General features: G+C 62.5%; 8 protein-coding genes. 3 read left to right on the forward strand and 5 right to left on the reverse strand.

Annotation, left to right across the window (positions count from 1 at the left end):
* Positions 1-8: 8 nt before the first annotated feature.
* Together NLM27_RS16425 and NLM27_RS16430 are read right to left on the reverse strand one after the other, a co-directional pair.
* Positions 9-2564: a TonB-dependent siderophore receptor gene (locus NLM27_RS16425; protein WP_254144294.1), complete on the reverse strand. Its 2556-nt coding sequence runs from the start codon at positions 2562-2564 to the stop codon at positions 9-11.
* A 430-nt stretch (positions 2565-2994) separates the two neighbouring features.
* Entirely contained in the window at positions 2995-3234 is a 240-nt protein-coding gene (locus NLM27_RS16430; protein ID WP_025035676.1) for a hypothetical protein, read from the reverse strand.
* 403 nt (positions 3235-3637) lie between these two features.
* On the opposite strand from NLM27_RS16430, the gene NLM27_RS16435 reads away from it, so the two are divergent.
* The 3 genes from NLM27_RS16435 (at position 3638) to NLM27_RS16445 (ending at position 8577) form a co-directional block, all read left to right on the forward strand.
* Positions 3638-4804 carry an efflux RND transporter periplasmic adaptor subunit gene (locus tag NLM27_RS16435; RefSeq protein WP_254144295.1) on the forward strand — a complete coding sequence of 389 codons (1167 nt, stop codon included), beginning with the start codon at positions 3638-3640 and terminating at the stop codon, positions 4802-4804.
* Positions 4801-7947, forward strand: coding sequence for a multidrug efflux RND transporter permease subunit (locus NLM27_RS16440; RefSeq protein ID WP_254144296.1), 3147 nt, complete (start codon positions 4801-4803; stop codon positions 7945-7947). The genes NLM27_RS16435 and NLM27_RS16440 overlap by 4 nt, the downstream gene beginning before the upstream one ends.
* Positions 7948-8010: 63 nt before the next feature.
* A complete protein-coding gene (locus tag NLM27_RS16445; protein WP_254144297.1) occupies positions 8011-8577 on the forward strand; it encodes an invasion associated locus B family protein in 567 nt (188 codons plus the stop codon).
* 9 nt (positions 8578-8586) lie between these two features.
* Here the strand turns inward: NLM27_RS16445 and NLM27_RS16450 are convergent, their stop codons facing one another.
* From NLM27_RS16450 to NLM27_RS16460, 3 genes are all read right to left on the reverse strand, one after another.
* Positions 8587-8949 (reverse strand): DUF1428 domain-containing protein, encoded by a 363-nt coding sequence (locus NLM27_RS16450; protein ID WP_254144298.1) that lies wholly within the window; start codon positions 8947-8949, stop codon positions 8587-8589.
* Positions 8950-9221: 272 nt separating this feature from the next.
* Positions 9222-13148: a DUF4082 domain-containing protein gene (locus tag NLM27_RS16455; protein ID WP_254144299.1), complete on the reverse strand. Its 3927-nt coding sequence runs from the start codon at positions 13146-13148 to the stop codon at positions 9222-9224.
* The gene (locus tag NLM27_RS16460; protein WP_254144300.1) at positions 13051-14568 is read right to left on the reverse strand and encodes a hypothetical protein; all 1518 of its coding nucleotides are present in this window, start codon (positions 14566-14568) and stop codon (positions 13051-13053) included. Before NLM27_RS16460 ends, NLM27_RS16455 begins: the two co-directional genes overlap by 98 nt.
* Positions 14569-14658 lie beyond the last annotated feature (90 nt).

The raw sequence follows: 14658 nt of genomic DNA on the forward strand, positions 1-14658 counted from the left end.
TTGCTCCATCAGTAGCGCGCGGAGAGCACCACATAGGCGGCACGGCCCGGTGCTTCCAGCACGAACGGCGCTGCGCTTTGGTACAGCGCGTCGTAGTAGCGCTTGTCGAAGATGTTGTTCACGAACAGCTTGAGCTTCCAGTGCTGGTCGATCTTGGCTTCTGCGAACGCATCGAACCGCCAGTAGCTCGGGATCGATGTGCCCTGGTTGGCCGCCAGCAAGGTACCGCCGTAGATCTTCGAGCGGTAGACGGCTTGCCCACCCAGCTCCCAGGTGTCGTTGAGCTGGTACTTCGAGAGCATGCTGAACGACTGATGGGCGACGTTGGCAAGCGGACGACCGACATTGGTCGGGTAAAGCGCCGTGTTCGGCGATGGAGCCAGTGACTTCGTCACCTCCGACTGCATCAGCACAAGCCCGCCGAATACGCTCCACTTGTCCGTGATCTTGCCGCCCACGCCGAGATCGATACCTCGGATACGGTAAGCGGCACCGGCGGTGATGCAAGACACCGTGCCGGTGGTCGCCGGAACGGTGACGGGATAGGGACAGGTCGCGGTCGCCGTAGCCGCAGTGATGTTCTGTGACTCGCGCGCATTCTCCTTCTCGGTCTGAAACAGCGCCGCCGTCAGCAAAAGATGACGGTCGAACAATTCCCATTTCGTGCCGAGCTCGATCGCCTTGTTCTTCTCCGGCCCGAAGATCTGGTTCGAGTTGCCGTTCAGGATCGGCGTGAGACCGCCATAGGCCGTGCTCGTTCCGTCGAATTCGGCACCGACGGGATTCGCCGAGGTTGCATAGGCCACATAGACGCTGCCATTCGGCGCCGGCTTGAGCGTCAGACCGAGGTTGAAGTTCGGAATCAGGAACTCGGCGGACTGCTGGCCGAACCGGCTAGCGCCGCCGATCGTTCCGTAGCCCGAGGTGTTGATGCTGTAATTGTCGTAGCGGAAACCGCCGTTGAGGATCAGCAGGTCGCGGTAGTTCGCACTATCCATGACGTAGCCGCTGACGGTGTCGATGCCGATCTTGGTCGGCAGGCCCGACAGCCCGAGCCCCTTGGGCGGCAAGAAGGTGTCTTGCGGAAAGAAGACGCTGACGCCCGTCGGCGAGCCGGTCGGCGTTACGGTCGTGCCTTGCCCCTCCGAGCTAAGGCCCAGATATTTGTCGATCGACGATCTTTCGCGATCGACCTCGATACCCGCCAGCGCTGTATGCTTGAACCCGACGCCATCCTGGAACTTGTAGGTTGCTTCCGTCTGGTTGGCGAGCACGTCGGTAACCTGGAAACGGCTCTGCGGATTCATCGTGAGCGTATAGGCTGTAAACGGAGCGCCGGGAGCAAGCGTCGGCTGCTCCGGCAGCGTGCCGATGTAGTTCTGGGTCGAGCGTGACGCTCGGAATTTGTTGCTGACCATCAGGTCTGGCGTGATCTGCACTTCCGCATTGAGCGTGCCGATGTCCTGGCCGGTCCGGTAGAAGTCGCGATTGATCTGGCCATACCAGTTGTTGCGGTTGACGCCGAAGTCCGGGAACGGTCCACCGGCGGTCGTGGCCGTGCTCGGCCGGTAGTACGGCACGCCGAAATCCGGCACGCCGGTCAATTCAGTGTGGATGTAGTTGGCAGTGACCTTGACCGTATCGGTCGGCTTCCACGTCGTGGCGACGAAGGCGCCATTGCGGTTGTCTTTGACGTAGTCGCGGCCGGCGACATTCGCATCCTGGAACAGACCGCCGACACGAACGGCAAAGGTCGGATCGATCACCTGGTTGACGTCGAGCACCACGCGCTTGGTCATGTCGGTGCCAAACGTGGTGTCCATGTTGTAGAAGCTCTTCGCCGTCGTCGCTTGCTTTGTGACGATGTTGATCGCGCCACCGGCGACACCGCGGCCGGAGAAGGTCGAGCCGGGACCGCGCAGGATTTCGACCTGCTCGGTGAAGAAATTCTCGCGGACGCTGACGCCGGAGTCGCGCACGCCGTCGATGAAGATGTCGTTGCGGGCATCAAAACCGCGGATGAAGAAACGGTCCCCGAACGCGTTACCGCCCTCGCCCGAGCCGAGCGTGACGCCGGCCGTGCTCAGGATCGCCTGCTTGAGCGTCGTCGCGTTCTTGTCCTCGAGCACTTCCTTGCTCAGGACAGTGATCGACTTCGGCGTATCAACCAGCTTTTCCGGAAACTTGCCGCCGGCCTGGACGTGATCGACCTTGTAGGGAGCCGCTGGATCCGCATACGGATCGGCGTCCGCGGGACCTGACGGTGTGGTGGGAGCCGTCCGCTGCGCCTGCTGGCGCTGCGCGGCGCGGCGAAGCGCGTTGCGGGCGCGGACCTGCTCCGGCGAAGGCTTCGAGGTCACCGGACGCGGACGCTGAACCGGAGCATCGACCGTCACGGGCGGCAGGTTCGACTGCTGCGCCTCTGCTCCGGTCGACACCGACGCGACAGCTATCAGGCTTGCTACGGCGGAGGCCGTCTTGCCCGCAGCAGCATCGAACTTGTTGTTGACAGACTTCCTCGACGCAGCCGAACGCAACGACCGCGGTGACCTAACATTCCCCATTTCACGCCCCAATATTTGACGACGATTGGTCGCATTGTGACAATGCGACGCAGTGTTGCTATCGGGCACAAAAATTGGGGTCAACGCGATCTGGGCAACACTCCAGTTTAAAGCGTCCATTTCAAAGCAATTCTAAACTTGTCCGAGCGCGACAGTTTCGAACGGTTCTAAGCTTGAACGATTCTAATCTACGCATTCATCGACGTGATCGCGTCAAGGCCGCATCAGCCTCCGGGCCAATGCACTTCGCCGCGACAAAGACGCGAACGATGGTGCGGTGCTATCGATCGGACCAAAGCAGGTCAATGCGATTGATCTGCCTGCACTTTTGAATTTGTCCAAAACGGGTCAAGTGCATCAAACTGAAAACGTTGGCATGGCCCTGTGCGCGCACATCTGCGCACGCAGATTCCGCGCATGCAGATGCGCCTCAATCGCTGCTCGGCGGCTTCATCAGTGAGAACAATTCGTCGACGGTTTTCTGCGCGACCGCACGCACGCGATCGGTGTTGTCCATGCCGGCGATGTTGACGCCGTTGACGACGGCTTTGATCTCGTCGCGGAAATCGGTGAGAAAGCGCAAGGGATCGCGCTGCTCGTTGGCGACGCGCGCAATCAATCCCGTGATCAGAATCTGGCACGCGATCAGCTTGCCATTCAATTCGTCCATCCTTCGCGCTCCCGTTGTGGCGGCGCCGATATGGACGATGGCGATTTTCCTGACAACCGAAACGGCTGACGCGCGATTTAGAACCGTTCTCACGACCGTTAATTCCGGCCCTGTTCACAACGCGCCCCAGAGCGGTGTTGCGGGCAGCTCCGCAAGCGATGCACACCGGTTCCGAGTATTGCCTGAAGCTTGCACGCTGATCGCTCGCGCCGGGAAAATGCAGCACTGCACACCGTAGTGTCACGGAGCTGCCCAAGCGGTGCAAAGCTTTCCAATTGTTTAGGATTCGCGACCGATAGTGCTGTTTACACTGGAACTTGGCGTGTATTATACAAGCGCGCTGGAACCCTATGATTGCCCCATAATTCGTAAGCTTAGGGCACAAAAGCCGACACGAGACGATATGAATAAGTCCCGGCCGATCCTCTGGATTCTGATCATCGCGGCCGTGGCCTCCGCAGGTTATTATGGGTGGCAGAAATTCGGGTCGGCCGGACAGACCCGGACAGCCCAGAAGGCGCCACCTCGCCCGTCCGCCATTCCCGTCAGCGTTGCGCCGGTCCAGAAGACCGACTTTCCGGTCTACCTGACCGGTCTCGGCACGGTTCAAGGCTTCAACACCGTCCAAGTCCGCAGCCGGGTGGATGGTCAGATCGACAAGCTCGCCTTCCGGGAAGGTCAGATCGTCCAGCAGGGCGAGCTTCTGGTCTCGATCGATCCCCGCCCCTATCAAGCCACGCTCGACCAGGCCAAGGCCAAGAAGGCGCAGGACGAGGCTAGCCTCGCCAACGCCAATCTCGAACTCCAGCGCGCCATGAAGCTCGGCGAATTCGCGACCGCACAGCGGGTCGATACCCAGCGCTCCACCGTCGCTCAGCTCACCGCCCAGATCGCCGCCGACGAAGCCGCGATCGCCAACGCCCAGACCCAGCTCGATTACACGCAGATCAAGGCGCCGTTCACGGGCGTCGCAGGGCTCCGTCAGGTCGACGTCGGCAACATCGTCAACGCCTCGACGCAGACCGGCATCGTCACGATCTCGCAAGTCGAGCCGATCGCCGTGATCTTCACGGCACCGGAAGACCAGCTCCCCTATATCAGCGAAGGCCAGAAGGCCGGCGCGCTCAAGGTGATCGCCTTCACCACCGACGGCAAGAAGACGCTGGCCGAGGGCAAGCTCGCGGTCATCAACAATCAGGTCGACACGACCAGCGGGACTATTCGGCTCAAGGCGGTGTTCGACAACAAGGACCACACGCTGTGGCCGGGCCAGTCGGTTTCGACGCGTCTTTTGGTGCGGACGCTGAAGGATGCGACCGTGGTTCCCGATGATGCGGTCCAGCATTCCACCAACGGCCTGTACGCCTATACCGTCAATCAGGACAACAAGGCCGAAGTGCACAAGATCAAGGTCAGCTATGGCATCGATGGACGTTCGGTCATCGATGAAGGCTTGAGCCCCGGGCAGCAGGTCATCACCGGCGGTCAGTTCAAGGTGCAGCCTGGAAGCCTCGTCTCGACGGCAGTGGCGAGCTCGGATCCGGCGCAGAACAAGGTTCGACAGGAATGACCGAGGGCGGGATTTCGGCACCTTTCATCCGTTATCCCATCGGCACTTCGCTGCTGATGGCCGGCATTCTCTTTGTCGGTCTGGTCGCCTACCCCCTGCTGCCGGTCGCGCCGCTGCCGCAGGTGGACTTCCCGACTATCCAGATTACCGCCAACCTGCCGGGCGGCAGTCCAGAGACCATGGCCTCGTCGGTGGCGCAGCCGCTCGAGCGGCAATTCGCCCAGATCCCCGGCATCGCCCAGATGACCTCGACCAGCTATCTGGGCACGGCGTCGATCACCATCCAGTTCGACCTCAATCGCAGCATCGACGGTGCGGCCAACGACGTTCAAGGTGCCATCAACGCCGCCAGTGGCCAGCTGCCGAAGAACCTGCCCTCGCCGCCGACGTACCGCAAGGTCAACCCGGCGGACGCCCCGATCATGCTGCTGTCGGCAACCTCCGAGACATTGCCGCTCACCAGCGTCAGCGACGCCGTCGACGCGCAGCTCGCCCAGCAGATCAGCCAACTTTCCGGCGTCGCGCAAGTCTTCATCGGCGGCCAGCAGAAACCGTCCATCCGCATTCAGATCGACCCGGCGAAACTCGTCGCCAAGGGCCTGTCGATGGAGGATGTGCGCAGCCAGATCGCCATCACCACCGTCGACAGCCCCAAAGGCAATATCGACGGACCCAAACGCGCCTATACGATCTACGCCAACGACCAGCTCACCCAGGCCAAGGACTGGAACGACGTCATCATCGCCTATCGCAATGGCGGCCCGTTGCGAATCCGCGACGTCGGCCAGGCGGTCAGCGGCGCTGAAGACGCCAAACAGGCGGCCTGGGCCAACGGCAAGCGCGGCGTGTTCCTGGTGATATTCAAACAGCCGGGCGCAAATGTCATCGACACCGTCGACCGCATCAAGGCCACCCTGCCCCGGCTGGTGGCCGCTATCCCGCCCGCGATCAAGATCGAGCTGATCAGCGACCGCACCACGACAATCCGTGCCGCGGTCGAAGACGTCCAGTTCACATTGCTGCTGACCATCGCGCTCGTGGTCATGGTCATCTTCATCTTCCTGCGCAGCTTCTGGGCGACCGTCATCCCTACGATCACGGTGCCCTTGGCACTATTGGGCGCCTGCGCTCTGATGTGGGTGGTCGGCTATTCCCTGGACAATCTGTCGCTGATGGCGCTCACCATCGCGGTCGGGTTCGTCGTCGACGACGCCATCGTGATGCTCGAGAACATCACCCGCTACATCGAGGAAGGCGAATCGCCGATGGCGGCTGCCTTCAAGGGTTCCAAGGAAATCGGTTTCACCATTGTCTCGATCAGTATCTCGCTGGTCGCGGTGCTGATCCCCCTGCTGCTGATGGGCGGCATCATCGGGCGCCTTTTCCGCGAGTTCGCCGTGGTGCTGGCGATGACGATCTTCGTCTCGATGTTCGTGTCGCTGACGCTGACGCCGATGATGGCTTCGCGTTTCCTGCGCGCGCATGGCGAGGTGACGCACGGCAAGTTCTACCAATGGAGCGAACGCGCCTTCGACGGGATGCTGCGCGGCTACGAATATGTACTCGACCACGCCCTGGCCTGGCGCCGCACCACGCTGGCGATCTTCTTCGCCACTCTCGGCCTGTCGATCTACCTGTTCGTCCTGATCCCGAAGGGCTTCTTCCCGCAACAGGACGTCGGCCTGATCACCGCGACCTCCGAAGCCTCGCAGGACATCTCGTTCGCCGAGATGCAACGGCGACAAGTCGAGCTCGGCAAGATCGTGATGGAGGATCCCGACGTCGCCACGATTGCGATGAACATCGGCGGCAGCGGCCGCGCCGGCAACAACGGCAACATGTTCATCACCCTGAAGCCGCGTAACGACCGCAACGCCTCAGCGCAGGAGATCATCGCCCGTCTACGTCCCAAGCTCGAGAAGGTGTCCGGCGCCCGCCTCTACATGCAGGCCGCCCAGGACGTCCGGCTCGGCGGTCGGCCGACGCGCACGCAGTTCGAGTTCACCTTGCAGGATGCGGATCTCGCCGAGCTCAACGACTGGGCACCGAAGATCCTCGCCAAGATGCAGACGCTGCCGCAGCTGCGTGACGTCGCGACCGACCAGCAGACGCAGGGCACGACGGTGCAGCTCAAGATCAACCGCGACACCGCCTCGCGCTACGGCATCCAGCCGCAGCTGATCGACGACACGCTGTATGACGCGTTCGGACAGCGGCAGGTTACGCAGTATTTCACCCAGCTCAACACCTACAAGGTGATCCTCGAGATTCTTCCGGAGTTACAGGGGAATCTCGACAGCCTGAACAAGCTCTACGTAAAGTCGCCGCTCACCGGCGAGCAGGTGCCGCTGTCGACCTTCGCGACCTGGACCACCGATCCGGTCCGCCCGCTCTCGATCAGCCATCAGGGCCAGTTCCCGGCGATCACGATCAGCTTCAACCTCGCCCAAGGCGTTGCGCTCGGCCAGGCAACTGAGGCCGTGCAGCGGGCGATGGTCGAGCTCGGCGCGCCGCCGACGCTCAATTCGAGCTTCCAGGGCACCGCGCAGGCGTTCCAGCAATCGCTCGGCACCGTGCCGCTCTTGATCCTGGCAGCCCTCGTCGTGGTCTATCTGATCCTCGGCATCCTCTACGAGAGCTACATCCATCCGATCACGATTCTGTCGACCCTGCCCTCGGCCGGCGTCGGCGCGCTCGCGATCCTGATGGCGGCCGGCTTCGACTTCAGCCTCATTGCATTGATCGGAATCATTCTCCTGATCGGCATCGTGAAGAAGAACGGCATCATGATGGTCGACTTCGCGATCGCCGCCGAACGCGACGAGCACAAGACGCCGGAAGAATCGATCCGCCAGGCCGCGCTGCTGCGTTTCCGCCCGATCATGATGACGACGATGGCCGCGCTGCTGGGCGGCGTGCCGCTGATGCTCGGTCACGGCACCGGCGCCGAGATCCGCCAACCGCTCGGCTACGCCATGGTCGGCGGCCTGATCGTCAGCCAGGCGCTGACGCTGTTCACCACCCCGGTGGTCTATCTCTATCTCGACGAGCTCAACAACTGGTTCTCGGGCTGGGGCCGTTCGGGTGACGGCGAAGGTGACGAGGCGCCCGCGCACGGCACCGTCAAGGAAGCCGCCGAGTAAACTTGCACCGCGCCGCCCGCAACGCTACAGCGGGGCCTCGGTTCACGCCAACGCGGTTTCGTCATGATGATGCAATCCAGACTTGTCGCCCTCGCCGCCGCCGTTCTGTTGTCGACCGGCGCCGCCTACGCCCAGCAGAGCGCCAAGAAGAACGGCGCTCCTCCGGCCGCGCAGCCGGCGGCGACTGCTCCGACGCAAGCGCAGGCGGACGGCTCTCCGGGACAGCCCGGCTGGATCGTGCGCTGCACCAGCGCAAGCCGCGAGGCGCCGCTCGAATGCGCGATGGAGCAGAACGCGGTGCTGACCAAGACCGGCCAGACCGTCGTCCTGATCAACATCCGCATCGCGCCCGACACCCGCACGCCGATCGCGCTGCTGCAATTGCCGCTCGGCCTCAACCTGCCCATCGGCGCCAAGCTCCAGGTCGACGAGGGCAAGACGTTCGATCTCCAGATCCAGACCTGCGAGAACCGCGGCTGCTACGCCTCGACGCCGATCGCGGCGGATCTGCTCACCGCCTTGCGGTCGGGCAAGCAGCTGAAAGTCTCCTTCCAGAACATGGCCAAGGAGACGATCGCGATCCCGATGCCGCTGAACGATTTTGCGGCGGCCTACGACAAGATCAAGTAACGGCTGGCCTCAGGTCGCGATGTCGCTCGCCCGGAGCAGCGTCGTGAAGCCGCCATAGATCATGCGCTTGCCGTCGAACGGCATGCCCTCCATCTTCAGCCGCGGGTCCGCCATCACCTTCTTGTTGATGGCGTCGCGGCTCTCCCGGTCGCGATAGACGATCCAGGCGAAGATCACGACCTCGTCCTCCTTCGCGATCACCGCGCGCGGGAACGAGGTGAGCTCGCCATAGGGAACGTCGTCACCGATGCATTCGACGTAGTCGAGCGCGCCGTGCTCCATCCAGATCGCGCAGGCGCTCGTCGCCATCGCCTTATAGGCCTCGATATTGTCCTTGGGCACGGCGAGCACGAAACCATCGACATAGGGCATCACGGATCTCCTTGGGTTGTGTGATCTAAGAACGATCGAACGCGCGGCGATCCGACCGGAGAACGCGATTTCCAGGTGAGGCAAACGGTCGCGAGCGGCGGTACGGCCGACGGACGTCCCGGGAGCGTCTGGCTCGATCATTAGATCGCCCGCGGGATGGCCCCCACGGGACGAGCAGATCCGTGACTTGATTGCTCTGCGATTGACTGCAACTTTGTATTCGCACGCGATCGAGGGACACCTCGCGATGGCGCGTCCCCTTGCGACACCAATCAGAAGGCCGGCGCAGCGAGTCCGAGCGTGCTGGCAGACGTGGTCGAGGAGTCCACCCATCGCCGGATCGTGCCATCGTACACATCGGCACCGTAGATCGAGCCATCGGGCCCCTTCTGCAGGTCGACGATGCCGGGAATGCCGGAATCCACGACCTGGACATTGGTGACCTGTCGGCTCGCGTTCAAGGTGGCAGCGTAGATGTTTCCATTGAGGACATCGTCGAAGAGCAGGGTGTTCTGATTGTAGAAATCTCCCGCGGTGATCGCAGCGGCATTGTCCGGAGCGCCGTGGCTGCGCGACAGGATGGGGAATACGGCAGGCAGGTCCGACGTATTGTTGCGGTTGCCATTGTTGTAAAAACTGATCGCCTGCGAAAGGTCTTGGTAGCTGCCGGTCCGGCCCGGCCCTTCCAGGTAGGGCCACCCGAAATTCGAGCCAGCCGGGCCGGTATTGATCTCTTCATAGGTGTTCCAGCCCACATCTCCGAACACGGGCAGATTGGTGACCGGATCGAAACTGAAGCGGTAGGCGTTGCGGACACCATAATCGAATATCTTCGACTGATTGCTGTTCGGATCACTGGCCTGGTAGTAGGGGTTGCCGGGCACGCCCTCGCCCGTGGTCGGATCGACCCGCAACATCTTGCCCGACAGATTGTGGATGTCCTGGACTCGCACCGCGCGAGGGTCAGCGAAATTATATGACGTGCCGTCGCCCACGGTGAGGTAGAGATAGCCGTCGGGACCAAAATGAACGGCACCGATGGAATGGGAGTCGCCGTCCGTCGCTAGATAATCGCGAATGTTCTGATTCTGAATCCCCGCGTGGTTCGGATCGTTATCCTGCGGTCCGGTCTCTATCTGGCTGGCGGGTGCCGTTATGGTGGTGCCGTTGACGATACCTGATGGGGGAATGTTAGGATCGCCGTTGCTGTTAACGTCGGGCCGGCTCGTATAGGCCCAGATGCTGTTCTTGCCGACCAGCACGATTTCGCTCGCCGGATCGGCAACCATGGTGGCGGGGTTGACAGTCACCCTGACCAGACGAGAAGGTCGATTCCCGGCCTGATCGCGTGCTGCGAGTCCCGTTTGGCCCGCCGTTTCGGGTGGATCGTAGGTGTAGAGCAGGTAGACATAGGGATTGCTGGCGAAATTCGGGTTGATCGCGATCCCAAGTAGTCCGCGATCGCCGTACTCATTCACCTCGCTCGAAAGGTCGATGAGCGGCGTCGACCGCAGTGTGCCGTTGTCCACCACGCGCACCACACCGCCCTTCTGTGCAACCAGCATGTAGCGGCCGTCGGGAGTCCAATCGATCGCCGTTGGCTCGCTCAACCCGGTCACGGCGGTCTGGCGCGTCAGACTCCCGATATTGAGACTGTCGTTGTCGAGGATACTTACGGTGGTGGTCGTCTGTGCGCCGAGAGCGGCACCCGTTGGATTGCTCAAGGTGACGGTGAAGCTCTCGTCGGCTTCCCCTGCTGAGTCGTTGATGATCGGGACCGAGATGTTCTGGCTGAGCTGGCCGGCGGCGAAGGTGACGGTGCCCGACGATGCCGTGTAGTCCGATCCCGCGAGCGCACTGCCGTTGCTCGTTGTGAACTGGATCGTGGCGGGTTGATCGATGCTGCCGCTACGCAACAGCGTGAGGGTCGCTGAAGGCGTGGTCTCGGATACGCTCACCGCCATGTCCGCCATGGAGATGGTGGAGGGTGAATCGTCGTCGACTACGGTCACCAGCACCGTCCGGGGGACTCCCAGCGAGCCGGATGCGGGATTCTGAAGGCCGACGGCGAACGTCTCGCTGCCCTCGACGAGTTGATCGTTCACGATCGAGACGGTGAAGCTCTTGGTGCTCTCGCCAGGTCCGAAGACAACCTGGCCCGTATTCGCTCGGCCATTGAACGTAGGTTGGATAAAGTCCAATCCAGCCTGCGCCGCCCCGGCGCTGCCTATCTCATTCGTTGTGTACTCCACAGTCGTTTGAGACTGCAGATCGCCCGATCGCGTGACTGTGATGGTTGCTGTGCCCGCCGCTTCACTGACGTAGATCGTCGCATTGTTGACCAATGAGATGATGGCCCCTGGAACAAACACGACGTCCCGGAAGTAGTTTTCGTTTTGATAGACGAGGCTCGGGAAGGCGCCCTCAACGTCGTTGTAGACGCCGGCGCCTGCCGGTGCGCTCAGCCCGCCATTGGTGATGGGTGAGGCGAAGCCCTGCGACGTCAGGGCGTAGTAGCTGTTGGTGTTGACGGAGACCACGTAGGTGGTGCCGGCGGTGATGTTCAGCGGCGTGGCGAGCGCCTGCTGCTGCCAGCCCGATGCGCCTTCGTTCGTGAACGTCACCGTCGCCAGCTGCTGGCCCGTGGACGACCAGATGTACCCCACATGCGTGCCTGTCTCGCTGGGGGACTTGTAGAACCGGATCGCCTGGATCTGTCCGGGATTGCTGCTGGTGAAGCGCATCCCGATCTCCCAATCCACCCCTGGCCCGTCGGTGAAGTTCGGTTGAGCGGGCGTCTGGGTGGTGAACAGACTCGTGGGCCCGGAATTCAGCGCCGCAACCGGCGCCGTCGCTGCGCTCGTCACGCTCTCGCTCGTGCCGAACGGATCGGTGTAGGCGGCATTGACCCGGATGCGCTTGCCGACCAGGCTGCCGTCGAGGGTGAGGCTCGCCGTGGTGGCGGTGAGGTTCGTCCAGGTGCTGCCGTCAGGGCTGCTCTGCCAGACATAGCCGATCGTCGCCGGCACACCATCAAGATCGGTGACGCTAGCCGTCAGAATCTGGTTCTGCGTCGCCGTGCCGTTGATCGCGACGGCACCGACGTCGTTGACGTTGGTCACCGCCGTGGCGGTCGCGGGGCTCAATGGAGTCTCGCTGCTGCCCTGGAGGTCCGTATACGTGGCGGTGGCACGCACGAAGCTGCCGACGTGGGCCTGCCCAAGGATCAACGTGCTCGCCGTCGCGCCGCTGATGTTGGTCCAGGTACTGCCGTTCGCGCTCTGCTGCCACTGATAGGTGATGGTGGCCGGCACTCCGTCCGCATCGCTCACGGTCGCCGTCAACGCCTGGTTCTGCGTCGGTGTCCCGCTGACACTCACCACGCCTGGGTGATTGTTGGGGTTCGACGTACCGGACACGAACACGACGTCCCGGAAATAGTTCTCGTTCTGATAGACGAGGTTCGGGAAGACGCCTGCGGCATCGTTGTAGACGCCGGCGCCGATCGGCGCGCTCAGCCCGCCGTTGGTGATGGGTGAGGCGAAGCCCTGCGACGTCAGGGCGTAGTAGCTGTTGGTGTTGACGGAGACCACGTAGGTGGTGCCCGCGGTGATGGTCAGCGGCGCGGCGAGCGCCTGCTGCTGCCAGCCCGATGCGCCTTCGCTCGTGAACGTCACCGTCGCCAGTTGCTGGCCCGTGGCCGACCAGATTTTCCCCACATGCGTGCCCGTCTCGCTGGGGGACTTGTAGAACCGGATCGCCTGGATCTGTCCGGGATTGCTGCTGGTGAAGCGCATCCCGAGCTCCCAATCCGCCCCTGGCCCGTCGGTGAAGTTCGGTTGAGCTGGCGTCTGGGTGGTGAACAGACTCGTGGGCCCGGAATTCAGCGCCGCAACCGGCGCCGTCGCTGCGCTCGTCACGCTCTCGCTCGTGCCGAACGGATCGGTGTAGGCGGCATTGACCCGGATACGCTTGCCGACCAGGCTGCCGTCGAGGGTGAGGCTCGCCGTGGTGGCGGTGAGGTTCGTCCAGGTGCTGCCATCAGGGCTGCTCTGCCAGACATAGCCGATCGTCGCCGGCACACCATCGAGATCGGTGACGCTAGCCGTCAGAATCTGGTTCTGGGTCGCCGTGCCGTTGATCGCGACGGCACCAGCGTCGTTGACGTTGGTCACCGCCGTGGCGGTCGCGGGGCTCAATGGAGTCTCGCTGCTGCCCTGGAGGTCCGTATACGTGGCGGTGGCACGCACGAAGCTGCCGACGTGGGCCTGCCCAAGGATCAACGTGCTCGCCGTCGCGCCGCTGATGTTGGTCCAGGTACTGCCGTTCGCGCTCTGCTGCCACTGATAGGTGATGGTGGCCGGCACTCCGTCCGCATCGCTCACGGTCGCCGTCAACGCCTGGTTCTGCGTCGGTGTCCCGCTGACACTCACCACGCCTGGGTGATTGTTGGCGGTCACGACCAGCGGGGTGGCTGCGCTCGTCCGGTTGGTTTCCGCCCCCCCCAAGCTGGTCAGTATAACTGACGAGCACGCGGACTTGCCGGCCGACCTGTGCGGGTTGCAGCGTCAGCGTGGCTCCCGTGGCATTCGCGATGTTGCTCCAGGTGCCATTGATCAATTGTTGCCAGCGGTACGTTATCGAAACGTTCGTTAGACCATCACGATCGGTGACGTCGGCCTTCAGGATCTGCCCTTGAACCGGCGCGCCCGTTGTGGCCACGACGCCTGCATCGTTGACGTTTGCGATGGCCGTTGTCGCTGCGCTGGCGACGGACTGAGCGCTGCCGGCGGCGTCAGTGTAGCTAACGACGGCACGGACGCGCATCGCAACCTGCGCCTGTGTGAGTGTTAGCGCCTTGCCCGTTGCGCCAGCAGCGATATCGCTCCATGTGACGCCGCCGTCCGAACTCTGTTGCCATTGGTATCCAATGGATGTCCCCGACGGGAGGCCGTCGACATCCGTTACGTTTGCAACGAGGACTTGGTTCTGCGTCGAAGTGCCACTCAAGGAAACGACCCCGATGTCGTTACCGGCAGGGTTGGTCGCGACGATCACGGGCGTGGCGGCGCTCGTTCGATTGGACTCAGACCCACCTAGCTGATCCGTGTAGGTTACGCGAACCCGCACCTGCCGGCCAACTTGCGCGGCTTGAAGCGTATAGGTCACCCCTGTCGCTTGCGAGATGTTGCTCCAGCTTCCGTTGGTCAGTTGCTGCCAGCGATAGCTGATCGCCACGTTCGCCAATCCGTCCAGATCGGTGACGCTGGCAGTCAGCGTCTGCCCTTGAACCGTCGTGCCGACGATGCTGGCTACGCCCACATCATTGACGTTGCCGACGGACGCAGTCGCGGGGCTGAAGTCTTGCTCTGCGTTTCCCGCGGCATCAGCGTAGCTCACGCCGGCGCGGACGAGCGTGCCCACGTATGCCTGCTGCAGTGTCAGGGAACTCGCGGTTGCTCCCGCAATGTCGGTCCAGCTCACGCCATTGTCGGCGCTTTGCTGCCACTGGTAAGCGATGGGTGCCCCCACTGGGATGCCATCGACATCCGTGATGTTTGCAGCCAGAGTTTGATTCTGAGTTGATGTACCGCTGAGAGAAACGACGCCTGCTACCATGACGCCCTCCAGCACTATAAAATTTGTAGAAAATAAACGAAAAGATTAGCTCCGTTCTGTGCGATGTGTAAAGCGAGCATTGTCGGTGTC

Source organism: Bradyrhizobium sp. CCGB12, from assembly GCF_024199845.1.
In the GTDB taxonomy this organism is placed as follows: domain Bacteria; phylum Pseudomonadota; class Alphaproteobacteria; order Rhizobiales; family Xanthobacteraceae; genus Bradyrhizobium.

Coding starts and splice junctions, on each gene's coding strand:
- NLM27_RS16425 (WP_254144294.1), bottom strand. CDS start 2,564: ATGGGGAATGTTAGGTCACCGCGGTCGTTGCGTTCGGCTGCGTCGAGG.
- NLM27_RS16430 (WP_025035676.1), bottom strand. CDS start 3,234: ATGGACGAATTGAATGGCAAGCTGATCGCGTGCCAGATTCTGATCACG.
- NLM27_RS16435 (WP_254144295.1), top strand. CDS start 3,638: ATGAATAAGTCCCGGCCGATCCTCTGGATTCTGATCATCGCGGCCGTG.
- NLM27_RS16440 (WP_254144296.1), top strand. CDS start 4,801: ATGACCGAGGGCGGGATTTCGGCACCTTTCATCCGTTATCCCATCGGC.
- NLM27_RS16445 (WP_254144297.1), top strand. CDS start 8,011: ATGATGATGCAATCCAGACTTGTCGCCCTCGCCGCCGCCGTTCTGTTG.
- NLM27_RS16450 (WP_254144298.1), bottom strand. CDS start 8,949: ATGCCCTATGTCGATGGTTTCGTGCTCGCCGTGCCCAAGGACAATATC.
- NLM27_RS16460 (WP_254144300.1), bottom strand. CDS start 14,568: ATGGTAGCAGGCGTCGTTTCTCTCAGCGGTACATCAACTCAGAATCAA.